The sequence below is a fragment of the Flavobacterium paronense genome (genome assembly GCF_030409795.1).
GTDB classification, from domain to species: Bacteria; Bacteroidota; Bacteroidia; order Flavobacteriales; family Flavobacteriaceae; genus Flavobacterium; species Flavobacterium paronense.
In genome coordinates, this window is record NZ_JAUFQN010000019.1 from 2,020,109 (window position 1) to 2,046,769 (window position 26,661).

The 26,661-nt window shown below is 33.7% G+C and carries 25 protein-coding genes and 1 tRNA gene; 8 read left to right on the forward strand and 18 right to left on the reverse strand.

Going from position 1 to position 26,661, the window contains the following annotated elements; translation table 11 throughout:
• The first annotated feature begins 8 nt into the window (after window positions 1-8).
• The 4 genes from QWY90_RS10155 to QWY90_RS10170 are packed head-to-tail and all read left to right on the forward strand — an operon-like array spanning window position 9 to window position 4,198.
• Entirely contained in the window at window positions 9-1,163 is a 1,155-nt protein-coding gene (locus QWY90_RS10155; protein WP_290285805.1) for an efflux RND transporter periplasmic adaptor subunit, read from the forward strand.
• Window positions 1,164-1,197: 34 nt separating this feature from the next.
• Window positions 1,198-1,551, forward strand: a complete 354-nt coding sequence (locus QWY90_RS10160) for a heavy-metal-associated domain-containing protein (RefSeq protein ID WP_290285806.1) — start codon at window positions 1,198-1,200, stop codon at window positions 1,549-1,551.
• Window positions 1,552-1,556: 5 nt separating this feature from the next.
• Window positions 1,557-2,171: a class I SAM-dependent methyltransferase gene (locus tag QWY90_RS10165; RefSeq protein WP_290285807.1), complete on the forward strand. Its 615-nt coding sequence runs from the start codon at window positions 1,557-1,559 to the stop codon at window positions 2,169-2,171.
• 2 nt (window positions 2,172-2,173) lie between these two features.
• Window positions 2,174-4,198 (forward strand): heavy metal translocating P-type ATPase, encoded by a 2,025-nt coding sequence (locus tag QWY90_RS10170; protein ID WP_290285808.1) that lies wholly within the window; start codon window positions 2,174-2,176, stop codon window positions 4,196-4,198.
• Between the two features lie 446 nt (window positions 4,199-4,644).
• Here QWY90_RS10170 and QWY90_RS10175 read toward each other — a convergent pair whose 3' ends face one another.
• From QWY90_RS10175 to QWY90_RS10195, 5 genes are all read right to left on the reverse strand, one after another.
• Complete coding sequence (locus tag QWY90_RS10175; RefSeq protein ID WP_290285810.1) at window positions 4,645-5,835, reverse strand: primase-helicase family protein; 1,191 nt, start codon at window positions 5,833-5,835, stop codon at window positions 4,645-4,647.
• Entirely contained in the window at window positions 5,832-6,155 is a 324-nt protein-coding gene (locus QWY90_RS10180) for a hypothetical protein (protein WP_290285812.1), read from the reverse strand. The genes QWY90_RS10175 and QWY90_RS10180 overlap by 4 nt, the downstream gene beginning before the upstream one ends.
• 11 nt (window positions 6,156-6,166) lie before the next feature.
• Window positions 6,167-6,463, reverse strand: a complete 297-nt coding sequence (locus QWY90_RS10185; protein WP_290285813.1) for a helix-turn-helix domain-containing protein — start codon at window positions 6,461-6,463, stop codon at window positions 6,167-6,169.
• A gap of 82 nt (window positions 6,464-6,545) precedes the next feature.
• Window positions 6,546-7,400, reverse strand: a complete 855-nt coding sequence (locus QWY90_RS10190) for a hypothetical protein (RefSeq protein ID WP_290285814.1) — start codon at window positions 7,398-7,400, stop codon at window positions 6,546-6,548.
• Window positions 7,401-7,653: 253 nt separating this feature from the next.
• A tRNA-Ser gene (locus QWY90_RS10195) sits at window positions 7,654-7,738 on the reverse strand.
• Between the two features lie 263 nt (window positions 7,739-8,001).
• Between QWY90_RS10195 and QWY90_RS10200 the strand changes: the two genes are divergently transcribed.
• Window positions 8,002-10,248, forward strand: coding sequence for a M1 family metallopeptidase (locus QWY90_RS10200; RefSeq protein ID WP_290285816.1), 2,247 nt, complete (start codon window positions 8,002-8,004; stop codon window positions 10,246-10,248).
• Between the two features lie 215 nt (window positions 10,249-10,463).
• Here QWY90_RS10200 and QWY90_RS10205 read toward each other — a convergent pair whose 3' ends face one another.
• The 4 genes from QWY90_RS10205 to QWY90_RS10220 all read right to left on the reverse strand — a co-directional run bounded on the left by QWY90_RS10205 (window position 10,464) and on the right by QWY90_RS10220 (window position 14,206).
• Window positions 10,464-10,820, reverse strand: coding sequence for a YegP family protein (locus QWY90_RS10205; protein ID WP_290285817.1), 357 nt, complete (start codon window positions 10,818-10,820; stop codon window positions 10,464-10,466).
• A 26-nt stretch (window positions 10,821-10,846) separates the two neighbouring features.
• Window positions 10,847-11,596: a sensor histidine kinase gene (locus QWY90_RS10210; protein WP_290285818.1), complete on the reverse strand. Its 750-nt coding sequence runs from the start codon at window positions 11,594-11,596 to the stop codon at window positions 10,847-10,849.
• 219 nt (window positions 11,597-11,815) lie between these two features.
• Window positions 11,816-12,466: a response regulator transcription factor gene (locus QWY90_RS10215; RefSeq protein ID WP_290285820.1), complete on the reverse strand. Its 651-nt coding sequence runs from the start codon at window positions 12,464-12,466 to the stop codon at window positions 11,816-11,818.
• 24 nt (window positions 12,467-12,490) lie between these two features.
• Complete coding sequence (locus QWY90_RS10220; protein ID WP_290285822.1) at window positions 12,491-14,206, reverse strand: sensor histidine kinase; 1,716 nt, start codon at window positions 14,204-14,206, stop codon at window positions 12,491-12,493.
• A gap of 804 nt (window positions 14,207-15,010) precedes the next feature.
• Here QWY90_RS10220 and QWY90_RS10225 point away from each other — a divergent pair.
• Window positions 15,011-15,382, forward strand: coding sequence for a hypothetical protein (locus tag QWY90_RS10225; protein WP_290285824.1), 372 nt, complete (start codon window positions 15,011-15,013; stop codon window positions 15,380-15,382).
• Between the two features lie 127 nt (window positions 15,383-15,509).
• Entirely contained in the window at window positions 15,510-16,874 is a 1,365-nt protein-coding gene (gene hemN, locus QWY90_RS10230) for an oxygen-independent coproporphyrinogen III oxidase (protein ID WP_290285825.1), read from the forward strand.
• 57 nt (window positions 16,875-16,931) lie between these two features.
• On the opposite strand, the gene QWY90_RS10235 is transcribed toward hemN, so the two are convergent.
• The 9 genes from QWY90_RS10235 to QWY90_RS10275 all read right to left on the reverse strand — a co-directional run bounded on the left by QWY90_RS10235 (window position 16,932) and on the right by QWY90_RS10275 (window position 25,872).
• Window positions 16,932-17,162, reverse strand: coding sequence for an HP1242/YdcH family protein (locus QWY90_RS10235; protein ID WP_290285826.1), 231 nt, complete (start codon window positions 17,160-17,162; stop codon window positions 16,932-16,934).
• Between the two features lie 25 nt (window positions 17,163-17,187).
• Window positions 17,188-17,892, reverse strand: a complete 705-nt coding sequence (locus QWY90_RS10240) for a sulfite exporter TauE/SafE family protein (protein WP_290285827.1) — start codon at window positions 17,890-17,892, stop codon at window positions 17,188-17,190.
• Between the two features lie 15 nt (window positions 17,893-17,907).
• Window positions 17,908-18,366, reverse strand: coding sequence for a FixH family protein (locus QWY90_RS10245; protein WP_336622160.1), 459 nt, complete (start codon window positions 18,364-18,366; stop codon window positions 17,908-17,910).
• Window positions 18,367-18,381: 15 nt separating this feature from the next.
• The gene (ccoG, locus tag QWY90_RS10250) at window positions 18,382-19,803 is read right to left on the reverse strand and encodes a cytochrome c oxidase accessory protein CcoG (RefSeq protein ID WP_290285828.1); all 1,422 of its coding nucleotides are present in this window, start codon (window positions 19,801-19,803) and stop codon (window positions 18,382-18,384) included.
• Window positions 19,804-19,835: 32 nt separating this feature from the next.
• Window positions 19,836-20,780, reverse strand: coding sequence for a cbb3-type cytochrome c oxidase N-terminal domain-containing protein (locus QWY90_RS10255; protein WP_290285830.1), 945 nt, complete (start codon window positions 20,778-20,780; stop codon window positions 19,836-19,838).
• Window positions 20,781-20,799: 19 nt separating this feature from the next.
• Window positions 20,800-20,967, reverse strand: a complete 168-nt coding sequence (locus tag QWY90_RS10260) for a CcoQ/FixQ family Cbb3-type cytochrome c oxidase assembly chaperone (protein WP_290285831.1) — start codon at window positions 20,965-20,967, stop codon at window positions 20,800-20,802.
• Between the two features lie 7 nt (window positions 20,968-20,974).
• Window positions 20,975-23,158: a cytochrome-c oxidase, cbb3-type subunit I gene (gene ccoN / locus QWY90_RS10265; RefSeq protein ID WP_290285832.1), complete on the reverse strand. Its 2,184-nt coding sequence runs from the start codon at window positions 23,156-23,158 to the stop codon at window positions 20,975-20,977.
• A gap of 3 nt (window positions 23,159-23,161) precedes the next feature.
• Window positions 23,162-23,383, reverse strand: a complete 222-nt coding sequence (ccoS, locus tag QWY90_RS10270) for a cbb3-type cytochrome oxidase assembly protein CcoS (protein ID WP_290285835.1) — start codon at window positions 23,381-23,383, stop codon at window positions 23,162-23,164.
• A gap of 107 nt (window positions 23,384-23,490) precedes the next feature.
• Window positions 23,491-25,872 carry a heavy metal translocating P-type ATPase metal-binding domain-containing protein gene (locus QWY90_RS10275; protein ID WP_290285837.1) on the reverse strand — a complete coding sequence of 794 codons (2,382 nt, stop codon included), beginning with the start codon at window positions 25,870-25,872 and terminating at the stop codon, window positions 23,491-23,493.
• 108 nt (window positions 25,873-25,980) lie between these two features.
• Between QWY90_RS10275 and QWY90_RS10280 the strand changes: the two genes are divergently transcribed.
• Window positions 25,981-26,661: a Crp/Fnr family transcriptional regulator gene (locus QWY90_RS10280; RefSeq protein ID WP_290285838.1), complete on the forward strand. Its 681-nt coding sequence runs from the start codon at window positions 25,981-25,983 to the stop codon at window positions 26,659-26,661.

Here is a 26,661-nt window from a genome sequence, read left to right on the forward strand (position 1 = left end):
TCATCACTATGAAACACAATATATTCATCGCACTAATAGCTATACTGACCTTTAGCTCGTGCAAGAACAGTTCTGAAGAAGCTAAAAAAGAAGAAGCTGCTCCCGAATCAAAAAGCCAAACTATTATACACTTTACAGATGCTCAAATAAAGGCTATCGGATTAGAGTTAGGTAGTTTTGAAAACAAGAATCTAACTTCTTCGTTAAAAATCAACGGTAAACTTTCTTTGCCTCCACAATACCAAGCACAAGTGAGTATTTTGAGTGGTGGAATTGTAAAAAACATTTACGTTCAAGAGGGCGAATTTGTAAAGGCAGGGAAAACATTAGCTACTATCGTCAACACCGAAGTTTTACAATTGCAACAGGATTATTTAGAAAACAATGCTAATCTCTCTTATTTGGAAAAGGAATACCAACGCCAAAAGGAATTAAGGGATGACAACATCAATGCAGGTAAAACCTATCAACAAGCACAAAGGGAATTACAGATTGCACAAGCCAAAAGAGAAACGTTTAAATCTAAATTGATGCAATTGGGTATTAACGTTAGTAATCTTTCTTCAAAAAATATTGCTTCAAACATCGCCATTACTGCTCCGATAAGTGGTTACATTCAACACATCAATTTAAGTATGGGAAAATATGCCGAACCCAACGCCTTACTTTTTGAAATCATTGATAACCGTTTTTTACATTTAGATTTGAAAGTTTTTGAAAAAGACATCCATAAAATACAAATCGGACAACAAATTACATTCAGTGATGCCAATGATATTGCGCACACGCATCCTGCTACTATTTATGCTATAAATAAAGCGTTTGAACCTAACGAACAAGCGGTAATAGTTCACGCCAAAATAAACGAGATTACAGAAACCGTTTTGCCGGGTATGTATGTTGAAGCAAGAGTAAAAATAAACAATGCTAACGCCATTGCATTGCCAACGGAAGCTATTGTAAACAACGGAGAAGAGCATTTTATATTTATTGAAACAGCCAAGAATACGTTTCAGCAAATAAAAATAACGACTGGTGCAACAGATATGGGATACACGGAAGTAAAGGCAATAGACAAAGTAGCCTCCAATGCTAAAGTGGTAATTAAAGGTGCTTATTATTTATTGTCAGAATTGACAAAAGGAAGCGGAGAAGAAGAGTAAATAAAACACAATAATAATTTAAAAAATAATCAAAATGAAGAATGTACTAAAATCAACGCTATTGATAATAGCTGTATTGTTTATTTCAAATACATCAGTAGCACAAAAGACAAATCAAAAAGCAGTTATTAAAACCACTTTAAACTGTGACCATTGTAAAGAATGTGAAACGTGTGGATTAAAATTCAAAACAGAAATGCTAAAAATCAAAGGCGTAAAAATGTATGAGCTTGATGATAAAGCAATGACTTTTACAATCTACTACAACCCGAAGAAAACTGATTTACAAGCTATAAAAGTGGCTATTTCTAAATTGGGTTATGATGCCGATGAAGTAAAAGCAACTTCAGAGGGAATTGCTTCATTGGACGGATGTTGTAAAGCATAATAATTATGGGAAATCAAAAAGCACATTGGGAAAATGTTTTTGCTACAAAACAACCAAACGAAGTCAGTTGGACACAAGAATATCCTAAAACTGCAATGGATTATTTAGAAAATCTAAACCTATCTAAAACCGCCAATATTATTGATATTGGTGGTGGCGATAGTAATTTTGTCGATACTTTATTAGAAAAAGGGTATCAAAACATTTGGGTTTTAGACATTTCAGAATTTGCATTAGAAAGAGCAAAAAAGAGATTAGCAGACAAAGCACATTTGGTTAATTGGATTGTTTCTGATATTACTGAATTTCAACCCGAAACAACATTTGATTTTTGGCACGATAGAGCCGTTTTCCACTTTTTGACAGAAGAAGAAAGCATCAAGAAATACGTTGCTATAATTGGAAATGCAATAAGCCAAAACGGAAATTTTCTATTAGGAACTTTTTCAGAAAATGGACCTTTAAAATGTAGTGGTTTAGAAATAAAACAGTATTCAGAAAGCACCATGAAAAGAGCTTTTAACCAAAGTTTTCAAGCCGTTAAATGTTTTACAGAAAATCATACAACACCTTTTGATACAACACAAAATTTTCAGTTTTGTGGATTTAAAAAAATATAGTAATGGCGCACCAACACAAATATGATGCTAATGGCAAACAGCTTTGTTGCACACTCGAAGAAAAAATAAATATGAAAACTGATAAGGATAGCGGTTGTTGCACTACTCATAAAGAGCATAAACATTCCGATGATGATGGACACGACCATGACCATTCAAGCGGAGACCAAACCACATTGCAAATGTTTACACCTGCAATTATTAGTTTCTCTTTGTTACTCATTGCAATTGGTTTCGATAACTATTTTCCTCAAACTTGGTTTTCAGGTTGGGTAAGAATAGCGTGGTATATTGTCGCTTACGTTCCTGTTGGTTTTCCAGTTCTCAAAGAAGCATTTGAAAGCATCCGCAAAGGCGAAATATTTTCAGAATTTCTATTAATGTGCATTGCCACAATTGGAGCATTTTCAATAGGACAATTTCCCGAAGGTGTAGCCGTAATGTTATTTTATGCCATTGGCGAAATATTTCAAACGTTGGCAGTTCAAAGAGCAAAATCTAATATAAAATTACTGTTAGACCAACGACCAGATGAAGCTACCGTTTTAAAGGAAAATATTGCCATTTCTAAAAAAGCTTCTGAAATAACTGTTGGCGAAATCATCCAATTAAAACCTGGAGAAAAATTAGCATTAGATGGTAAATTACTTTCATACAATGCCACGTTTAACACAGCCGCATTAACTGGAGAAAGCAAACCCGATAGTAAGCTAAAAGGCGAAACCGTTTTGGCAGGAATGATAAACTTAAACACCGTTGTTCAAGTTGAAGTTACTACTGCTTACACAGATAGTAAACTTTCAAAAATTCTCGAAATGGTGCAGGAAGCAACAGCCAAAAAAGCACCAACAGAATTGTTTATTAGAAAATTTGCCAAAATTTACACGCCAATAGTAGTGTTTTTAGCAATTGCAATTTGCGTTTTGCCAATGCTTTTTGTAGATAATTATGTGTTTAGAGATTGGTTGTATAGAGCATTAGTATTCTTGGTTATTTCTTGTCCTTGTGCTTTAGTTATCAGTATTCCTTTGGGCTATTTTGGAGGAATTGGAGCAGCGAGTAAAAACGGTATTCTTTTTAAAGGTTCTAGTTTTCTTGATATAATGGCATCTATTCAAGTAGTTGTAATGGATAAAACAGGAACACTAACCAAAGGAGTTTTCAAAGTTCAAAAAGTAGTAGCCGTTGATGTTTCGGAAGCAGATTTAGTAAAATGGGTTGCATCACTTGAAACCAAATCAACGCATCCAGTGGGAACAGCTATTATTGAACACGCAAAAGGAAAAGAAAAAGGTGCAACTGTTACTGATGTAGAAGAAATTGCAGGACACGGATTAAAAGGCAAGGTGGACGGAAATGAAATCTTGGCAGGAAATGTAAAACTGATGAAAAAATACAATATCAGTTACGATGCTGAAATTGACAATACGCCTTTTACAATTATCGTTATTGCAATCAATCAAAAGTATGCAGGTTACTTTCTAATTGCCGATGAAATCAAAGAAGATGCAAAACAAGCAATTGAAAGTTTACATAAAGTAAACATCAAAACTGTAATGCTTTCGGGAGATAAACAGGCTGTTGTAAATGCAGTTGCTGAAGAATTAAGCATAGATTTAGCACATGGCGATTTATTGCCAGAAAACAAAGTAGAAAAAGTGCAGGAACTGAAATCACAAAACCTAAAAATTGCTTTTGTTGGCGATGGTGTTAATGATGCGCCTGTAGTTGCTCTTGCTGATGCAGGAATTGCAATGGGTGGTTTAGGAAGTGATGCCACAATAGAAACAGCCGACATCGTAATTCAAAACGACCAACCTTATAAAATCTTTACTGCTATCAATATTGGCAAAAAAACAAAGCAAATTGTTTGGCAAAATATAGGTTTAGCCTTTACAGTAAAAGCAATAGTTTTGGTACTTGGTGCAGGAGGATTAGCAACAATGTGGGAAGCCGTTTTTGCAGATGTTGGAGTAGCATTGTTGGCGATTTTAAATGCGGTTAGAATTCAAAGAATGAAGTTTTAGCTTAACTATAATTAAAGACTAAAAGCAGTTTTGAGAATTGCTAAATTAATCAATCATTGCAATACCATTGCAATGATTGATTAATACTATTACAGTCTGTTTTAAAGGGATTACGAGGGATTGCAATGCTATTGCAATAATTTATGGAGATAATTGCAATTCCATTGCAATGGTTTAATACTAAAACAATCTTATCGTTTAGTAACCCTGTTACTCTAACATTAAAATTAAATGCAAGAGGATGTTGTTTTTGTTGATTTGTTGAAATTATGCTGTAAAGCCTTTTGTTTATTAGGTTTATGACTTCAACAAATTGTCAACACGCTGTCAACAAAAAAATAACTGCTTCGTATGAAATATATTTTGTTGAAAGCTTGTTGATGTTCCGTTGACTTGTAAAGTATTATTTTTATTGACTTTTTTCTTGTTTGTCAACAAATCAACAATTATTTGATAAACTCCTCTTTCTTGAAAGTATAGAATCTCCCTTTTCGATTTTCCGTATAAACGCTCCATTTACCGTTATTCATTGTAGATAAATCCAAACTGTAAAAATTGTAGCTACTATTTTTAGGTTCAAGTTTAAAATTCTCTGTAATTATTTTGGACACATAATTTTTTCCTACTCTGATATTGGCTAGGTTTAATTGTTCGTGCAAATCTTTAGTAGTATAATACAATTCATCCAATTCAAGAGTGCAGAACTGGTCAATTAGAAACTCTTCAATTTCCTTTTCAATAGAAGTTCTGTTTCCACGAACTAAAACATCTAATGCTTTGGTATAAATCTGCTCTTTAGTAAACCACATTCGGGTTGTTCTTTGGGTTTCAATTTTCCTATGAGTTAAATGATATGCGAATGAGGCAATTTCTTTTCTCATTTGCTCTAATAAGTCCGGGTTTTCTTTTGCAAAAGGATTGACTTTAATTACCCAGTATCGAATTTCTAAATCATCTATCTTAATAAAGTTTTCTTCATTATTTGAGCATAGAATAAACTTGCCGAAAAACTCGATTTCAGCCTTATCAACTCCTTTACCCTCTAGTTTGTAATGATTAGAGGTTGAAAGGTTTTTTATTCGTTCGCTGTCTTCTTTTTTGTCCAGTAATACTTCATCAACAGCCACAATTAATTTTCCAGCCCAATCGGAATTAAAACGGCTTCTAAAGTCTTCGTTCTTATTGATTGTCATATTGCCTTCAAAAATCAGTTTTAAGAGTTTTAGAAAAGTACTTTTACCTGTATTTCTCTCAACGCTTACTAAACACAAAATCGGCAAGATTTGACTAGGGTACTTCCAAAGAATTGTTAAGTAATCTAATGCTAATTCATACTGCTTACCAAAAAGATGTTGCAGAAAGAGTTTTATATTTTCCCAATCTCCTTTCTCACTCACGCAATAAGAAAGAGGTTCATACTTATTGTAAAAATTATTAATCTCTCTTTGATAATTAATATGTGACGGAAACGTACAGAAAGTTTCATATTTTTTTATGCCTTTCAAACTGTCTTTCCCAAAATCATCAATAATGGTGGCTTTATTCCATTTTATCAATGATTTCATATTGTCGCCACTCATAAGAGGACATAACACTTCCTTAAAATATTCTGTTCCCACACGGATATACTCTTTCATATTTCAAAAATTATAGATGCCATTTTTGAAGGGTCAAAGTTATGGGAGTGCTTATTTTTCCTGATTGTGATTAAAACACCATGCAATTCAGAATCTTTTAATAAAACGCTATTGATATTGTTTGATAATAATTTGAAATTATGATTATCGTAGCCTTTTATGAGTTGCCCGATTAATTCGCAAGATTCAATGTATTTTCCAGTTGCATATACTAGATTAGTATCTCTATTATAATCCACTCGTAACCTCGCAAAATCGTTTTTTAAGAAATTCAAATGACTTAAAGCATCTGAAATTAAAGCTTGATTATTAATTTGCATAAAAAAGTGTTTTAAAGTTGACCAAATTGGTTTTTTTGATTCAATGATTTTAAAACCTCACTTTTTTTATAGCGAACTTTATTTCCAATTCGATACGCAGGAATAATATCTTTTTTTGTCCAGTCCCATAAAGTAACTAAACTAACCGAAAGGAGTTTTGCGGTTTCTTCTCTTGTTAATAATGTTTCGTTATCGGGATTTAGCATATTAGTAGCATATCCTTTAAGTGCTTGGGTAATGTCTTTTACGATTTCGTTTTTAAAATCATTAGCGTTTGTGCTTTCGAGTTGCAAGATTTCTTTAACCATAATTTAATTATTTATTTTATTAATTATGGCACAAACTTAATTTAGTCGAATGGGGTTAAAACTATTAGGGTAACCCTGATGGTTACCCTAATAGTTTTTTTATAATTTCATCTGCTTGTTTTCTATCATTTAAAAGTTTTTCTGAATTTTCAGAACTTTTTTTGTCAAGCTCAAGATAAATCTTTTTAATGTTGTCTTTATTTTTAACTAGTAAATGACTAAGAATTTCGCCTTTTTTTGTTGCACTTATGCTGCTCCAGTCTTTTATGTTTATTATTTCCTCAAGTAGAAAAACTTGTAATGAAGTATCAACAATGCTTGATTTCTGTTTAGTGTTTTTAAGTTTATTAATTTGCTCTTTACAAAAATCTATTTGTGTCTTTATGGTATAATATTTTACCCATAAACTTAAAATCTCTTTGGGAACATCTGACATTTCAATATCTGATGTTAAATACTTCTGAATAAAAGCACTTTCTCCATTGAGAATATCAATAATTAATTCCTCCCAATTTTTATATCCATTAAACTCTTTTATTTCGGCATAGATTAGATACTCTGGTTCATTTTTAACTTGTGAGTATAAATCTTTGTGTTTCTTTTCTAAATATTTTATTTTTTCAATATTTTCAATTCGTCCCTCTAAATTGGTTAAAATCTTGTTTAAATCAAATTGCGTGTCCGTTGCTACAACTTCAACAAAAAAATGAATGGAAGTATATATTTCTTTTAAAATGTCTTGATTTATATGATACTCTTTTGCTCCTAATGTTATCATAGTATCAAATTCTATTGAATCAGTTTTCACATTGTCAATAAAAATTTCATCTTCAATAAAAACATTTTGCAAAATGAGATTTTCTATATTTGAAAGCCCTAATTCTTCGAGCTTAAATTTCTTTACAAATTTTCTGTTTTCTATATCTTCGTAATCCATTATTATTTTTATGTAGATTATCTTAGTATCTATTTTGTTCTTTTCAATCCAAAAATAAACTTTTATACTTTCAATTTTATAAAACAAAAATTAATCAAGCTTACTATTTGACTGAATTAATCAATATCGGACAATAATAGAAAAAGAAATTAAAAAACTGAATATTTTTTTTAAAATTGGGACAACCGTCGGACAAGAAGAGAATAAAAAAACCGTAAACACTTATTTATAAGTCGTTTACGGTTTAGTGTTGCGGAGAAAGAGGGATTCGAACCCCCGGACCTGTGACAGTCAACAGTTTTCAAGACTGCCGCATTCGACCGCTCTGCCATTTCTCCAGTTTGAGCGTACATTAATTTCTTAATGCGAGTGCAAATATAATAACCTTTTATTGATTGCAAAAAGTTTTTCAGTAAAAAATAAAGTTATTTTTTAATAAACTAGCTATTCGATTAAAATAGTGATAATTATCCAATGCAAAATCAGTTGCAAGAAGCATCTAAACATACTACAATTTATAAAATTCAGTTAAAGTTGTCAATTATCAAAAAAGACACATAAAAAAGATATATTTTTAAAACTTAAAAATAATTAATACAACATGATATTATCTTATTCAAAAATAAAATTAATAGCTTCACTTCTACTTGTGGCATCTGGATTGTATGCTCAAGAATCTCCAGCTATTTCCAATTATGATTATCAAGTTGCATTTGGGAACAACTTCTATACAAAAACAAGCACAGAAACTCGATCTGCTGGCGGGCAACCTGGTCCTAAATATTGGCAAAATAAAGCCAATTACGAACTAACTGCTAATCTGAATGAAAACAATAGTGAAATTACAGGAACAGAAATCCTTACTTACACTAACAATAGTCCAGACAAGCTAAACTTTTTATGGCTTAGCTTAGACCAAAACTTATTTAAAGCAGATTCACGAGGAAACGCTATCATTCCTTTATCAGGAAGTAGAAATGGTGCAGCGGGAGAAATACTTGATGGTGGTTTTAAAATAAAATCGGTTAATCTTCTTATTTCTAAAAAAGGAAAACTAGAAGAAGTTATTCCTCAATTTATAACTACCGATACGCGGCTGCAAATTATTTTACCCGAAGCAATTACAGCAAATGGTGGTACTATTAAAATTAAAATAACATATTCGTTTATCTCTCCAAAATATGGTTCTGATCGAATGGGCGTATTAGACACTAAAAATGGTAAGATATTTTCTATAGCACAATGGTATCCTAGAATGTGTGTTTATGATGATGTCAACGGATGGAACACTTTTCCCTACACTGGACCAGGAGAGTTTTATTTAGAATATGGTGATTTTGATATTAAAATTACCGCACCAGCTAGTCATATAGTTGTTTGCTCGGGCGAATTGGTCAATCCCGCTGAAGTTTATACCGCTGAACAACAACAACGATGGACTTTTGCCAAAAAAAGTGACAAAACTGTAGTAATTCGTTCTGCCGATGAAGTTACAAACCAAGCTTCAAGACCAACGGGTAAAACATCACTCACGTGGCACTTTAAGATGATAAACTCTAGAGATGTTTCCTGGGCTTCCTCACCAGCTTTTATAATTGATGCCGCTAGAATTAATTTGCCAAGTGGAAAAAAATCAGTAGCTGTAAGTGCTTATCCTATTGAAAGTAATAGTAGTAATGCATGGCAACGCTCAACAGAATATACTAAATCTTGTATTGAAAATTACTCCAAACGATGGTTTGAATTTCCATATCCTACAGCTATTAATGTAGCCAGTAATGTTAGCGGCATGGAATATCCGGGCATTGTATTTTGTGGTTATACTGACAGAGGGCCAAGCTTGTGGGGTGTTACTGATCATGAGTTTGGACATAGCTGGTTTCCAATGATAGTAGGTTCTAATGAGCGCTTATTTGCTTGGATGGATGAAGGGTTCAATACTTTTATTAATTCTTTAAGCGGAGTTGATTTTAATAATGGTGAATATAAAAGTGCCAAAAGCGATCTGCATAGAGAGGCTGATGATATTACGGCTCCCGAATTAGAAACCGTAATGAGTTCACCCGACAATATGAAAGAAAGTAATACCGGAACTTTAAATTATTCAAAACCCGCTGAAGCCCTTGCTATATTAAGAGAACAGATTATAGGTATTGAAAGATTTGATAATGCTTTCAAAACTTATATTGCTCGTTGGGCATTTAAACACCCACAACCCGATGACTTTTTTAGAACTATGGAAAATGTGGCTGGCGAAAATTTGAATTGGTTTTGGCGAGGTTGGTTTGCCAATAACTGGCGATTGGACCAAAGCATTCGTTCTATCATGTATCCTAAAAATGATCCTACACAAGGAGCCATTATAACTATTGACAACCTAGATAAAATGGTGATGCCTGTTATTTTAGACATCAAAACCAAAAGCGGAACGGTTAGGAGAATTAAACTGCCTGTAGAAGTTTGGATGCGAAACACAAGTTGGAAATTCAAATTAGATACCAACGAAGAAATTGAAAATATTACTCTTGACCCTGACCATGTTTTCCCAGATTATAATTCAAATAATAACACATGGTTTGCCAATAAAAGTTTACTTGAAAAAGACATTATTTTAGCTGAATATACAGGTGTTTTTTTTAATCAGCAACTAGGATTTAAAGTAATAGTATCTGAATTAGATGAAAACTTAAATGCTGCTTTAACCGATGGCAATTCGTTTAGGTTAAAACCATCTGGAAAGAACATTTTTAAATCAAATAGATTTGGCATTGAATTTCAATACAATGAAGCTAAAACGGAGTTTACTTTTATACAAAACGGAAAACCCTTTGTGATGACCAAGCAGTAAATTGAAATACAAATTTAAATAAAGCTGTCCCAAAATATCGGGACAGATTTATCTAAATGATGCAACATAAAAGTAAACTAGGTAAGTAAGGGACAGTCTCAATATCCAACGCTTGATAAAAGTTGCAATCAATTTAACCCTAAACCAAAATAATAACCATTTTTTCAAGTCACTTACCTAGAGAACTCCATTTGGGGCAAACGGGTTTCAGTATGTTAATTAGCGTATTGTAAAATTCGTTTGCTAGTCTTGTCCTCAGTAGCAGCTTCAACTGCATTGTTTTTTACCGATGCAATTCCTTTCTCGGTAGCAAAATCACTACCATATAGTTGGCTGGTGCCAATAATTTGACCATTGCCTGCTTTTAGCGTAAAGTAATATTTGTTATTAACCGATTTGCACTTTTGAAATAGCACGTCATCCTGTGAATACCTTTTCACCGATTGAATGCCGTTTTCACAATTTTCTTTGGTGGTATATCCTTCACTGGTGAGAATTACCAGACCATTATTTGACTTTAAATTAAATTGAAATTCTCCGTTAAGTCTTTTGGTGATTATAAATTTTCCCATCGTATGCTTATTTATTATTTTATAATTTAATTGCTAAAGTGTATTTTAAAAGTACTTCCTGCTCCTACTTTACTTTCCACACTAACGCTTCCATTCATGGCTTCTATTTGGTATTTTGAAATGTATAATCCAAAGCCTTTGGCCTCTTCATGCTGATGAAACGTTTTGTACAAGCCAAATAAAGAATGGCCATACCGGTCTAAATCAATGCCTAATCCGTTATCGGTAATGGCTAAAACCTTTTTCCCATTCTCGGTTAAAAAAGTAAACTCCACTACAGGCGGTCTGTCCTGATGTGCATATTTTATGGCGTTGGTAGTGAAATTCAGTAATATGCTTTCTAAATATGCCTGATTAAAATTCACAAAGACATCATCGGGCACTTTGTTTATAAATGTTAGCTGGTGTTCGTTTTTACAGCCAATAATAAGCTGTCGCACTTTTTCTAAATTCTGATTCAAATTCAACCTTTCTTTGATCACTTCGGCATTGCTCTCTATAGTAACCAACTTAAATAAATCGGTTATCGTTTGGTTCAAACCATCGGAAACTGTGCGTAAATGTGAGAGTGTCTTTTTGTTTTCAATAGAATCATCTTCATAATCCATAACGTCTAACAGCAACTTAAAATTTGCCGTATGCGAATTTAAATTATGAGAAATAGTATAAAACAAATTCAACAGCCGACTATTGTAGGCTCTATAAGCTTCTACTCTATCTATCAAATCTAATTTTTGTTCTTTCAGAGTAGTGCTATAGGTATTTGTGTCATTCATTAGCGTGTACTTTATTCAATTGTTTTTTAACATATCAATACAAATATAATTTCAACGAAATCAATAACTTGTAGTACATTCGAAATCATTTCGTAGAATTGTTTCTACAAAAAATCGTTTAAAGAATGAATGAAATAGGTTATCAGAAAGCATAAAACCAAAAGCCAATACTAGCAAGTATTTACTATCTAAGGTGTTATGAAAAAAGGGGTTTACTGCCTATTTGCTTTCCTCAAAATAGAGTTGGAAAAGTTCTATCAATGAGGCTAAATTGTCGATGCCCAACTTTTCGAATACTCTGTTTTTAAAAGTACTTACTGTCGTTTTTTTAATCTGTAGTAATTCTGAAATCTCTAAATTGCCATAGCCTTTGATTAGTAATCGAGCAACTTCAACTTCTCTAACAGAGAGTTTTTCTAATGGGTTAACGGGTGTTTTTGAGATATAGGAATCTAAAATTCGGTCTTTGATGGTTTGGGTAACATATTTCCCGGTTCCAATCATGCTCTTCACAGCCAGCTTTATTTCTTCCTCGGTGCATCCTTTGTTTAAGTAACCCGAAGCTCCGGCATTGAGATAGCGCATCGCATAAATACTTTCATCAAAAGCAGTAAAGATTAGAATTTTAATATCGGGCTGAATAGTTTTCACTTCAGGAATGATGTTTATACTATTGCCATCGGGGAAGTTAATATCTAAAATCAGTAAGTCTAACTTGGTTTCTTTGACTACTTTGAGCGTGTCTTTGAAAGTTCCGGCGGTATGTATTTTAGCATTTACAAACAACTCTTTAACCACTAACGAAATGCCTTGTCTGACAACACTATGGTCGTCTGCAATTAAAAAAGTATAGTTGTTTGCTATTTTCATGGGTTGGTTTTTTGGCTTAATTGGTTATTCGGCTTGTGTTAGTATCAGGTTGAATGTTACTTTGGTTCCTTTTCCGGTGTTACTTTCAACAGTGATTTTTCCGTCGAACAATTCGATAATCTCTTTACATATATTCAGCCCCAAACCAACTCCTAAATCATTCACTTTCTCTGAAACCGTACCCTGATAATAGGACTCAAATATATTTTGCAAATCGTCGGTAGCAATTCCTATGCCATTGTCCGATATAACAACAGCAAGGTTCATCTCATATTCCGAAAGCTCTTTCAGCATAGTACTGACGTTAATGCGTCCGTTTTCGGTAAATTTATTAGCATTGCCAATTAGGTTATAAAACAGCTGATGAATCTTTGCAGCGTCAGAATAAACCACCGTATCCTCTTTTATATTTGAGACCAGCTTTAAAGTATTTCCTTTGACTTCTGCTAAAGATGTCATCGAATGTACTATCTGATAAATTTCATCCTTCAGATTTATATTCCTGCACTTTAAGCTTGGCTCATGGTTTTCCTCTTTTGAGTATTCCAAAATCTGATTGGATAACAACAATAAGGAATTAGTAGTAAACTCTATCGATTTGAAGGTTTCTTTGAGGGCCGCATCTTTTGAGGAAGCACTTGCCTTTTTGCTATACATTCCGATGATACTCAACGGAGAACGAATCTCATGGCTTATCATTCCTGTAATTCGGTTTTTAAACTGCAAGCTTTGACGGATTTTGGCTGTAGCCAATGTCAATCGGTTTTCGTATTCAAAAGCCACGTGGGTAAAATTGAAAAGGATTACCGAAACTACTAGCATTAGCAGTATCAGCAAAACAATGCTATAACTTCTGACGGCTTTGTTGGACTTGTATTGGTCTTCCAACTGTTGTGCATCGGGTTGTAGTAAATGAGTCCCATTTGAATAATCATTCATGGTTTGGGTTAACGCTAACAACTGGTTGTTGAGTTCCATTAACTTTACATCATTTTTTCTCAAGTTAGCAAAAGACTCTTTTAATTTGGCAAACTCATTAGCATAATACTTATTGGTAATGGTAACTACATTAGCCATTTGCTCTTCGATATCGCCCGTAGTTACTTTGTCTTTGTACTGCATAGTAACTACCGTATTCACATACTCCTTTTGTACATTAACGCGATTGGCAATAGCATCGCCTAATCTGGAGAACAATCCTTTTTGACTGGCGCTATCTACCTTTACATAAGAATCGGTTTTGACATCATCGAGGAACTTTTTGGTACCAAAGGCTTCGAACTTAAATGCCTTAGGAAAATCATTTTTGTATTGACTTGATTGCTTTTCGATAACAGAATCTATAGCCGATTTTACTCTCAAAATATCGGCTTGTGTTTTAGTCTTCTTTTTTAAGAGTGCAGTGGTGTTTTTATTGTCATCGTTTTCCAGACGCAAACTGCTAATCAAAGCACTTACTTCGTTTAGGTTGGCAGCATAGTTTTTTAAAGATGTTGCATCTTTGTTGGTTATATAGGTATTAAAATAGCCCTGAGACTTAACCAACGAACTATTTAAACGACTCATTCTGCCCGCAGAAGCCATATTCTCAAAAGCTTCGGAAAGTTTGGTTTCGTTGTACCAAGTTACAATAGCGATAACTTGTAATAAGATAATACTGGACAATAAGGTGTAGTGAACTACTTTTCTATGCTCAAACTTTAATTGTTTCAAGTAAATGAAATTTGCTGTTATCTTCATTTGATTTAAACGTACAAGCACGTAAAAACCGAAAATAACTCAGATTATAAAATAAAAAATCATCATAAAAACTAATTTACCGCAATACCATTGTAGTACATAAATAATTTTATAATGTTAAAAGAGACTTGGGGATATCTTTTAATTTTATCAAGTGAATCTAAAAAAACACTCAACACTATTTCTTCTATTTTTTAATTTAGTAGAGAAATACTAGGCAAATTTAGTATTCTTGGAGACAAATCAACGTAGTACATTACAAATATTTGTGTAGAATAAATTCTACATCAGTCTCTTTTCATTAAGAACCAACACGTCTTAAAATAAACAAAGCTGAATCAATTCAGATTCAGCTTTGTTTTTATGTACTATAGTCTTCTGATTATCAAAGACTATTATTCCTAATTCTTTATTATTCCAGTATTTTAGCTCTATAATAAGCGGTTTTAAAAAAAATGTTATAGAAATCATCTCATTCAAAAATGGTATTTGGTTGCCTATAAAAGTGAACAAACCGCAATAAATGGAAAAAATAGGCATTTGGCTCTTGTCCTGGTATCAAGTAACCGCTAAATATAAAAGAGGAAAATCAATGACGCAACGAATACATATCTTGTATCATTTTGATAATAATGATAAAGTAGATCAAGTAAGTCAATAGCTGGACAGAGTACCCATAAATGAGGCGATACCCAAAAAATAATAAATCAAAAACTTATAGAAAAACAGCACTTAAGAGTGTTGTTTTTTTTGTAACTTTAATTAGTAAAATTTATAAATGTTCCACTTAAAAATGCAACTATTATGAAAGAAACTATACATTGGACACGTGTTCTTTATATTACTGGTGTCGTTGGGCTTATAATTGGTATAATAGACCCTTTAGAAGGTGCTGTTATAATCCTAATTGGTAGTGTGTTAATTGCATTAGCCACCTATTTAACAAAAGACAAACATTACAAGCTATTTTCGGTTACATTGATAATGATTATCATTGGTATTTTTTTCTTATTTTACTTATCATCTCTCGGTGGCTTTGGTGGTACTTCTAAACTTTCATGGTGGTGGGGGTTACTAATCCTTCCTTACCCTATAGGTTGGTTAATTTCCATAATTACATTAATTGTTAGAATGGTTAGAAAAATAAAGTTGCCAAACTTGAATAAGAACCCATAAATAATCTCCCTTAAAATCTTGAATACATAAATTTCATTATAGGTAGGTAGTTTTTTTTCCTGTATGACAATTGTCATTTATTACCTTAAAAAGGTGCATTACTTTTGGTATCAAGAAAAGGTGCATTATGTCAATTTCATTAGTTCAAAAATATAACGTTCCCGGTCCGAGATATACTAGTTATCCAACGGTTCCTTATTGGGATGAGAACTGTTTTTCGGAAACAAATTGGAAACAAACATTGTTGCAAAGTTTTGCTGAAAGTAATGACACAGAAGGTATCAGTTTGTATATCCATCTACCGTTTTGTGAAAGTTTGTGCACGTTTTGCGGTTGTCATAAACGCATCACTAAGCGCCATGAAGTGGAACATCCATATATTGAAGCAGTACTAAAAGAGTGGCAGTTGTATTGTGATTTGCTTCCTTCAAAACCTGTTATCAAAGAAATACATCTTGGTGGTGGAACCCCAACTTTTTTTTCACCTGAAAATTTAGAACAATTAATTAAAGGAATTCTAAAAAAAGTAAAAGTTGCTGCTGAACATGAATTTAGCTTTGAAGGACATCCCAATAATACTACGCGGGCTCATTTGCAAAAACTATATGACTTAGGCTTTCGAAGAGTGAGTTTCGGTGTACAAGACTATGCCGAAAAAGTGCAAACCGCAATTCATAGAATCCAGCCTTTTCATAATGTGGCCAAAGTAACTTTTTGGGCTAGGGAAATTGGATATACTTCTATTTCGCATGATTTAGTTTTTGGTTTACCTTTTCAAACATTAGCCAATGTGATTGATACCATTGAAAAAACTAATTCCCTTTCGCCTGATAGATTAGCCTTTTATAGTTATGCTCATGTGCCATGGATTAAAGGTAATGGGCAACGTGGATTTAAAGATGAAGATGTTCCAAAAGATGATGCAAAGCGATTGCTGTATGAAGAAGGTAAAAAGCTACTAGCACAAAAAGGATATCACGAAATTGGTATGGATCATTTTGCTTTAGAAACCGATAGTATGTACAAAGCTTTTAAAGAAAACAAACTGCATCGCAATTTTATGGGTTATACGGCTTCAAAAACCAAACTGATGATTGGTTTAGGCGTTTCTTCTATTAGTGATAGTTGGTATGCTTTTGCACAAAACGAAAAAGAATTAGAAAGGTATTACGCCCGATTAGATGAAAACGAATTACCCGTTTTTAGAGGACATATATTGACACCAGAAGACTTAATTATTCGCCAACACATCCTAAATTTAATGTGTCAATTTAAAACTTCTTGGCACAATAAAAATTATTATTTTGAAGACTTACCAATAGTCTTATCCCAATTAACTGAAATGGAAAACGATGGGTTAATCATATTAACTCAAGATACGTTATCTGTAACCGAAAAAGGCAAACCTTTTGTGCGCAACATCTGTATGGCTTTTGATTTACGATTAAACCGTAACGTTCCCAAAAACAAATTGTTTTCAATGACGGTATAGTTTGCCTCAAACAAAAAAACCACGTCTTTAGGCGTGATTTCTTTATTTGGCTTAAAACTATTTATTCAAATAGGAATATATTTCATCTTTCATAAACAATAATTTGGCTTTTAATTCGTGTACGAAAGTATCATTAGCTAGTTCTGAACCCATATTAATACGGTGAATCTGATGCTCAATTTCATGGTAATCATCAAATAATTTTCTGAAATGCTCATTCGAAATTTTCAGCTCGTGAATTTTATCTTTATGTTCTGGGAATTCATGTAATAAATCGTGTTTTTCCATACTATCTTAATTTGGTTATTAATTCCTATCTATGACAATTGGCAACAGCCTGTACAAACAAATGAGTATTGCTTGGCGACATATAAGCTATATCTAATCCCATTCCCCTGAGTACAAAGAGTACTCCAATAACTACAGTTACTAAAGGCACAATTTTTTGCAATTTATTTCGAAAAGGAAAGCTTAAAAAATTGGCAATATAAACGACCGCACTCATCAACGGCACAGTTCCTAATCCGTAAAGCAACATATAGAGTGTGCTTAATCCGACATTTTGCATAGCAATAGCACCAAACAACGCGGCATAAACTAATCCACAAGGCAATAAGCCGTTAAACAAACCTATAGTAAAAAGTGCATCAGGTGTTTTTCTTTTAAACTGTTGACCCAAATTAGTTTTAATTTTAGAAATCAGTTTATAAATTGGTTTGGAAAAATTGTACCGTGCAAATATCTTTTCGGGCACTAAAGCCATTACAATCATCAAAACGCCAACTACTATAGAAATGTGTTGTTGTATTCCGGCTAAATATAATCCTCTGCCAAGCAATCCAAAGAGAAAACCCAAAACAGCATAAGAGGTTAATCTTCCTGCATGATATAACAAAATCTGCAATGCTTTTTGTGTTGGATTCGTGCGAGATACAGGCAGCATCATCGCTATTGGTCCACACATACCAATGCAGTGCAAACTGGAGATTAAGCCAAATAAAAGTGCGGTGTAAAGCATGACCCCAATTTTGAATTATTGCTGAAAATACAATTCTTCTTTATTCAAATAGGTTTTACCATCATATGTCCATTCGACAGTAATATCCCAGAGACCGCCCACCAGATTCTTTTTAGGTATGAGCAAATCGGAGTCAGATAAAGCAATTGGGTTGACAAAATCTAACTTTTTGTTGGACGGTCTATAAAGGGATACTATTCCTTTAATTTTATTAAAATCTAAATTTTTTGGAAAGCTAATCATTATGCCATCCGCAGTGTTCCCAAAGACAAGTTTTTGGGGTAACGCATTGGCATTTTGTTCACTATTAATTTCATTTTGAACCAAAGCTTCTTTTTTATAATATTCTTCGGTAACTAACTCATTGTCATATTTGCTGTCCGATTGAACACGGAACACAAAAAACAATATAAAACTCATAAATAATGCAAACGCTATCACGATTGCAGTTCCCCAATTAATTTTAATTTTCATACCTTTTATTTTGTGTTAATCGAAACTTCTTGGTCCCAAGAAATTGGTTGTTTCGGTATCAATTAACTTGTTTTCATTATAAACATCTAATACTAGTTTTGTTCTGTCACTTTCCAAAAGAGCCTGTTTAATTTCAATAAATAAAGTCCCTTCGGTAATTCCTTCTCTTGGTACTTTGAAATAACGTGGTCCAACCATTTTAACTTCACCTTTTTGATTGACTACTTCGATGTGTACTTTGTCAAAATTGATTGAAGTTTTATTTACTATTTTGAATGTATAAATATTACTAATCTTATCGCCTTTGTGTTGAAATAATTGCCCTGGCAGACGTAAGATAGTAGCTTCCACTTCATTTCTTAAAAACAACATTCCGATGAAAACACCTGTTAGAATTGCCAAAATTGCTACATATCCTTTCATCCTGTTTGTAAATTTGAAAGGTTCCTTTTTGGAAATTTCATCTTCACTCGCATATCTAATTAATCCTTTAGGCAAACCGACATTCTCCATCATGCTATCACAAACATCTATACAAGCAGTGCAATTGGTACATTCTAATTGTGTTCCGTGTCGGATGTCGATTCCGGTTGGGCAAACATGCACACACAAACTGCAATCAATACAATCACCTTTCCCTGTTGTAGCTCTATCCTCGTTTTTGTTGAATTTGGCTCTACCTACTTCTTTTTCACCGCGTACATAATCGTAAGCAACATTTATGGATTTGTTGTCCAACAAAACGCCTTGCATTCTGCCATAAGGACAAGCAATAATACATACTTGCTCTCTAAACCAGGCGTAGATAAAGTAGAATACAGCGGTAAAAATTAATAAGGCAATCAGCGTAGAGGTATTGTTTGCAGGGCCTTCTTTAACTAATAAGATTAATTTATCACTACTAATTAAATAGGCTAAAAATACATTGGCAATCCAAAACGAAATCACAAAAAAGATAAACCATTTAGCTAAACGCTTTCCTATTTTCTCGGCGTTCCATTCTTGTTTAGCTAAGCGAATTTGTGCACCTCGGTCACCGTCAATCCAAAATTCTATTCGGCGGAATACCATTTCCATGAAAATGGTTTGTGGACAAAACCAACCGCAAAATATTCGTCCGAATGCAACAGTAAATAATGTCAATCCTACGACTCCAATAATCATAATTATAACAAAGATGTGGAAATCTTGAGGCCAAAAAGGAAAACCAAACAAGTTAAAACGTCGTTCTAAAACGTTGAACATCATAAACTGATGGTGGTTAATCTTTATAAAGGGCGCAGAAAACAGAAACAGTAACAAGAAATAACTCAACCATTTTCTGCGCTCATATAGTTTCCCTTTTGGGATTTTAGTAAAAATCCAAGCTCGTTTACCTTTGGCATCAATAGTACTTATACTATCTCTAAAACTATCCTCTTCGTGCTCGTCAGACATTATATTGTGTTTTATAAAAATGTTTAATTCTATTATTTTACAGCTACTTTTGTACTATCCGCAACAGCTTTGGCAGGTATTACAGCTGGCGCAGCTTCCCCTTTCCATTCTTTAGCTTCCTCTTCTGTAGGTTTTGGATTTACAGGATGTGAATTTTGTAATGACAATACATAACTGGCAACCTTTTGAATATCGGAAGGTTTGATGGTGGCTTTCCAGGAAATCATTCCTTTTCCGTCGCGACCACCTTCCATAATAGTGTTGAATACATTTTTGATTCCACCACCATTTATCCAATATTCATCGGTAAGGTTTGGACCAATTTGTCCTCCGGCATCTGCTCTGTGACAAGCAATACAGTTCGTAGTAAAAATAGCTTTACCAGCAGCAATACTTGGAGCATCTGTTAATAAAGTTACTTTGTCTTTGTTCATAGCATCTGGAGCTGTTTTCAAATAAGCATCTACAGCTGCCTTTGCTTCGGTCATTTCGGTTTGAAACTCTTGGTCTTGATTATAATCGCCCATAATTTCGAAACGAACTAAATATACCGCTGCAAAAAGAATAGTACCATAGAACAAGTACACCCACCATGGTGGCAATACATTATCTAACTCACGAATACCATCGTAATTATGGTCTAACATTACATCAGCTTCCTGCTCAATAGTTTTTGAGCGAGTTAGTTTTTTCAAGATATTTTGGTAGAAAGCACTTTCGGTAAAAGGAACTGATTGTACCTCTGCCAATTGTTTTTTCTGCTCTTCTGTTAGCATGTGATATGTAACATTATCTACCGCACTAATTACCATTTCGATGGCAACTAGTAAGAAAAGAAACACTGCTAAAAACAAAGACACCATTGGGTATTTGATAAAAGCTGGTTTATCGCCTGAGTCGATGAAATATTCCAATGCTGCAAAAACAAAGGCAAAAATCAACGGTACTCTGACATATACTGGAATTAATTTTTTCATGGTTATAACTTTTGGTTAATTAATTTTTCATTGGAAGTTCGCTCATTTCCTGAAGAGTTTCTTTTTTATAAGTAAACACCCAAAAGAACAGACCTACAAAAAAGGTAAAGCAAATCAGCAGAGAGATTATAGGATATATTGCTACTCCGGCTATGGTTTCTAAATTATGTTGTACAAACTTTAACATGGCTTTACTATTTAGTGTTTTTTACTTTAATATCAGTTCCCAAACGTTGTAAGTAGGCAATTAAGGCAACTATTTCTCTGTCTTTCATTGGTACGAAAGCTTCTCCTTTTGCGGCTGCTTTTGCTTTACTGGCTTCGTATGATTTCACAAAATCAGGGTCATTATATAGATTTTTTTCTATCGTTGAAGACTGTTTTTCTATACTTTGTTTGGCATTGGCTATGTCAGCATCGGTATAAGGAACACCTAGGGTTTGCATGGCTTTCATTTTAGCTTCTGTGTTAGAATAATCCATAGCTTCATTATCAAATAGCCATTTATATCCTGGCATGATTGAACCAGGTGAAATACTTTGCGGACTCCACATATGATTGAAATGCCAGTTGTCATTGTACTTGCCTCCTTCTCTATGCAAATCCGGACCAGTACGTTTTGAACCCCAAAGGAATGGATGATCATAAACATATTCACCCGATTTAGAATATTCACCATAACGCACTACTTCTGAACGGAACGGTCTTATCATTTGAGAGTGACAACCTACACAACCTTCACGGATGTATAAATCGCGACCTTGTAATTCAAGCGGAGTATAAGGTTTAACAGCTGCAATAGTTGGTATATTTGATTTAACCATAATAGTTGGTACAATTTGAATGATACCTCCAATAAGAATTGCAATAGTGGCTAATAAAGTCAATTGTATAGGTCTTCTTTCCAACCAAGGGTGGAATTTTTCACCTTTCAATCTTCCTTTAGTTATTTTAGTTAATTCAGGAGCTTCGGCTAATTCGTCTTCAACAGTACTTCCTTGTTTAACGGTTTTAATAACATTGTATATCAATACTAACATACCGATTAAGTAGAAAGATCCTCCGATGGCTCTCATCCAGTACATTGGCATAATTTGGGTAACCGTTTCTAAGAAGTTACCGTATTGTAACGTCCCATCCGGTTTGAATTGTTTCCACATAGAAGCCTGAGTAAATCCGGCAACATACATTGGCAAAGCATACAGTACAATTCCTAAAGTTCCAATCCAAAAGTGGAAATTGGCCAACTTTTCAGAATATAAAGTTGTTTTAGTCAATCGCGGAATCAACCAATAAATCATACCAAATATTAAGAATCCGTTCCAAGCTAAAGCACCAACGTGTACGTGCGCAATAATCCAGTCGGTAAAGTGGGCAATAGCGTTTACGTTTTTGAGCGATAACATTGGACCTTCGAAAGTTGCCATACCATAACCAGTAATTGCAACTACAAAAAATTTCAATACTGAATCGGTACGCACTTTATCCCAAACTCCACGTAGCGTTAGTAATCCATTAATCATACCTCCCCAAGATGGTGCAATCAACATAATAGAGAAAACAACTCCTAAGTTTTGTGCCCAATCAGGTAAGCAAGAATAAAGCAAATGGTGTGGTCCAGCCCATATATAAAGAAAAATTAATGACCAAAAGTGGATGATAGAAAGTCTATAAGAATATACCGGTCTGTTAGCTGCTTTTGGCACAAAATAGTACATCATTCCTAAGAACGGAGTGGTTAAGAAAAATGCTACTGCGTTATGTCCGTACCACCATTGCACCAAAGCATCTTGAACTCCAGCATAAACCGAATAACTTTTTAAAGCTGACACAGGTAATTCTAAACTATTAAAAATATGTAATACAGCAACAGTTACGAAAGTGGCTATGTAAAACCAAATGGCAACATATAAGTGACGCTCTCTTCTTTTTAAAATGGTTCCAATCATATTGACACCAAAGGCTACCCAAATTAGAGCGATGGCTATATCAATTGGCCATTCTAATTCAGCGTATTCTTTAGAAGTAGTGTATCCTAACGGAAGCGTAATAGCCGCCGCTACAATAATCAATTGCCATCCCCAAAAGTGAAGATTACTTAAAAAATTGCTAAACATTCTGGCCTTTAGTAAACGTTGCAAAGAGTAGTATACTCCGGCAAACATGGCATTACCTACAAAGGCAAAAATCACAGCATTGGTATGTAAAGGTCTCAATCTTCCATAACTCAAAAACGATACTCCGTCTGTTAAGTTTGGAAAAAGGTAGAATATGGCTAATAGTAGCCCTACTAACATTCCCACTAAGCCAAAAATTATACTGGCGTAGAGAAACTTCTTTACAATTTTGTTGTCGTAATAAAATTGTTGCATTTCCATTGTTTAAATTATTTTGGTTTTTACTTTAGTTTTGATATTCTCTGTTTTGGAAGAGGGAAGGTCATTTTTGATACTTCCTTTAACTAATTCATCGTCAAAAAGCATTCGGACTGACGGAGTATAATCATCGTCATATTGACCGGTTTTTACGGCTCTTAAAAAGGCGTATAAAAACACTCCTGCTACTATGATACTGATGGATATTAATAAATAAATGACACTCATACCTCTAATTTGTGTGTGACAAAGTTACTGTTGGGACTATTCTTAAAATATGATATTTATCATACTTGAAAATTTGATTTAATATAAAGTTTAATTGATGCTAAATGTTATAGAATTCTATTTTTAGTCGCATAATAATTACTCATAATTGTCACAAAACTCACAATTGTAATGGTGCTCAACGGCATAATGATGGCCGCAACAATTGGGAGTAAGTTTCCAGAAACAGCAAAACTCAATCCGACAACATTATATAATAAGGACAACCCAAAACTCATATAAATAGTTCGCATTGCATTTTTAGAATACCCTAAAAAGAAATGTATTTTTTTAAACTGGGAAGCGTCAAGAATACCATCGCAGGCAGGTGAAAACACATTCACGTTTTCTGAAATAGAAATCCCTATATTGCTTTGCGCTAAAGCACCAGCGTCATTCAATCCATCACCAATCATCAAGACGTTCTTACCTTCTTTTTGCAGGTTTTCGATAAAGGATAATTTTTGCTCTGGTTTTTGGTTGAAAATTAGTTCTATAGTATTGGGCAATAATTGTTCTAAAGATTCTTTCTCACCTTCGTTATCACCAGAAAGCACTTTTATTTCATACTTTTTGCTTAGTTTGCTAAAAAGCTCTTCTAATCCGTCACGGTATTGATTGTCAAAAATAAATTTACCGATATATATTCCATTAATGCTAATGTACACGTTAGTTTGTTTCAATACATTTTCATCAGAATAACCAACGAATGAAGCGGAACCAATTCTAATAGATTTCCCATTTATAGCTGCTTGAATTCCTTTTCCTGTAATTTCTTCAAAATATGAAATGGTGTCCTTTGGAAAAGATGGTAGAAAGTCATACAATCTTCGGCTCAATGGATGATTGGAACCACGAAGCGCATTTTTCAGCAAAATTAAATCTGATTCATCAAAATTTCCTTCTTGAACTATAGCCGATTTTTTATGTGTTGTTATTGTTCCCGTTTTATCAAAAACTATGGTATTTACTTTGGCTAATTGTTCGACCACAATGGCATTCTTGAGATATAATTTTCGGTTACCCATAATGCGTAAAACATTACCCAAAGTGAAAGGAGCTGTCAATGCTAAAGCACAAGGACAGGCTACAATTAGTATGGCGGTAAAGACATTAAAGGCAGTAGTTACATCTATAAAAACCCAATAAGTAAAAGATGTAAAAGCTAATATAAGTAAAGCTGGAGTAAAATAACGACTGATTTTATCTGTAATAGATTTATGTTTTTGGTCGACTCTTTTTTGAAACACATCATTACTCCATAATTGCGTCAAATAACTTTGAGAGACAGAAAGTAATACTTCCATCTCGATGACTTTACCCAATTGTTTTCCGCCTGCAAAAATTTTGTCTCCAGATTTTTTATCAATAGGAACTGCTTCTCCTGTTACAAAACTGTAATCAATTGAGGCTGATTCTGAAATCAAAATACCATCAACCGGAATTAATTCCTGATTTCTAATTAATAATCTATCGCCTTTTTCAATATCATACACTTGAACGGCTACTTCATTCCCATCAGGCAGAATCTTTGTAATAGCAATAGGAAAATAGGATTTATAATCGCGTTCAAATGAGAGGAAATCATACGTTTTTTGCTGAAACAATTTTCCTAATAACATAAAGAAAATCAAGCCACACATACTGTCAAAAAAACCTTGTCCGTAGTTAAATACAATATCAACTGTGCTTCGGATAAACATGACAACAATTCCCAAAGCAATTGGAATTTCAATATTTAACATTCCTTGTCTGATGCTTTTCCAAGCTGCCACATAATAACCAGAAGCTGAATAAAGGAAAGAAGGCAATGAAAGTGCAAAAATCAACCAACGCAAAAAACCACGGTATTGGTCAATCCAAAACTCATTTACTTCAAAATACTCGGGAAACGATAACAACATAATGTTTCCAAAACAGAAAAAAGCCACGCCAATTTTATAAATCAAAGAGCGATCAACTTTCTTCTTGCCTTCGTCAAAGTTTTCCAAACTGATGTAAGGTTCGTAACCAATAGAACACAACATTTCTACAATTTGTTGTAACGAAGTTTTTTCGGGGTTATAAGTAATTCGTACTTTTTTGTTAGGAAAATTAACTTGAGAAGTACTTATTCCAAGTTGTAGTTTTTGCAGATTCTCCAAAATCCAAATACACGAACTACAATGTATATGAGGAATATAAAGTGAGACAATATGCGTTGCATTCTCTTTGAATTCCAACAACTTGTCGACAATTTTATCATTGGCTAAAAAATCATATTTCCCTTTAATGTCAAGTGGTGTGGCACCGGGAGATGCTTGGAAATCATAGTAACAAGATAGGTCGTTTTGACTAAAAATTTCGTAAACGGTTTTGCACCCGTTACAACAAAAGTTCTTATTATCAAAAAATACCTCGTCCTTTTTAATAATTTCGTTACCACAATGGAAACACTGTGATGTATTCATAATTTGCTCATTTTACCTGGGACAAATTTCCACTAACTGTTAACATAAAAATATGATATATGTCATCCTTTTGAATATATTTGTACTACGAAAAAACAATTCTTCTTTATGTCAAAATGTGAGCAATGTATCGTACGTCAATTCAGTTCTCTTAAAGCTCTGAATAAAGAAGAGTTGCTCAAAATGGCTAATTGTAAAACATCGTACACTATTAAAAAAGGTGAGCCTGTTTTTGAGGAGGGCGAAATTACAAACGGAATATATTGCATCAAAGACGGTGTTTGCAAACTCTCTAAACTCAGTTCTAACGGAAAAGACCAGATTGTAAAATTAGTTAAACCGGGCGAGTTACTCGGGCAACGCTCTATGATTAGTGAAGAACCTGCTAATCTGAGTGCCGTAGCTTTAGAAGATATGGAAGTGTGCTTTATTCCGAAAAAAGAAATCATGCAGTTCTTTACGCAAAACAATGATTTCTCGATGAATGTAATGAAATCCATTTGCGGTGATTTGAAAGAAGCTGATGAACATATGGTAGATATGGCTCAGAAAAGTGTGAAGGAACGTTTAGCCGGAACCCTAATTTACTTAGAAGAAAATTTTGGAACGGATACTGATGGAACACTTCGTTTACAATTATCTCGTGAGGAATTGGCTGGAATGATTGGCACTGCCACCGAAAGTTGCATACGATTACTTTCGGAACTTAACAAAAGTAACCTCATTGAACTGGTGGGCAAACGCATCAAGATAGTCGACAAAAATAAGTTACTTCGATTAGCAGAATAG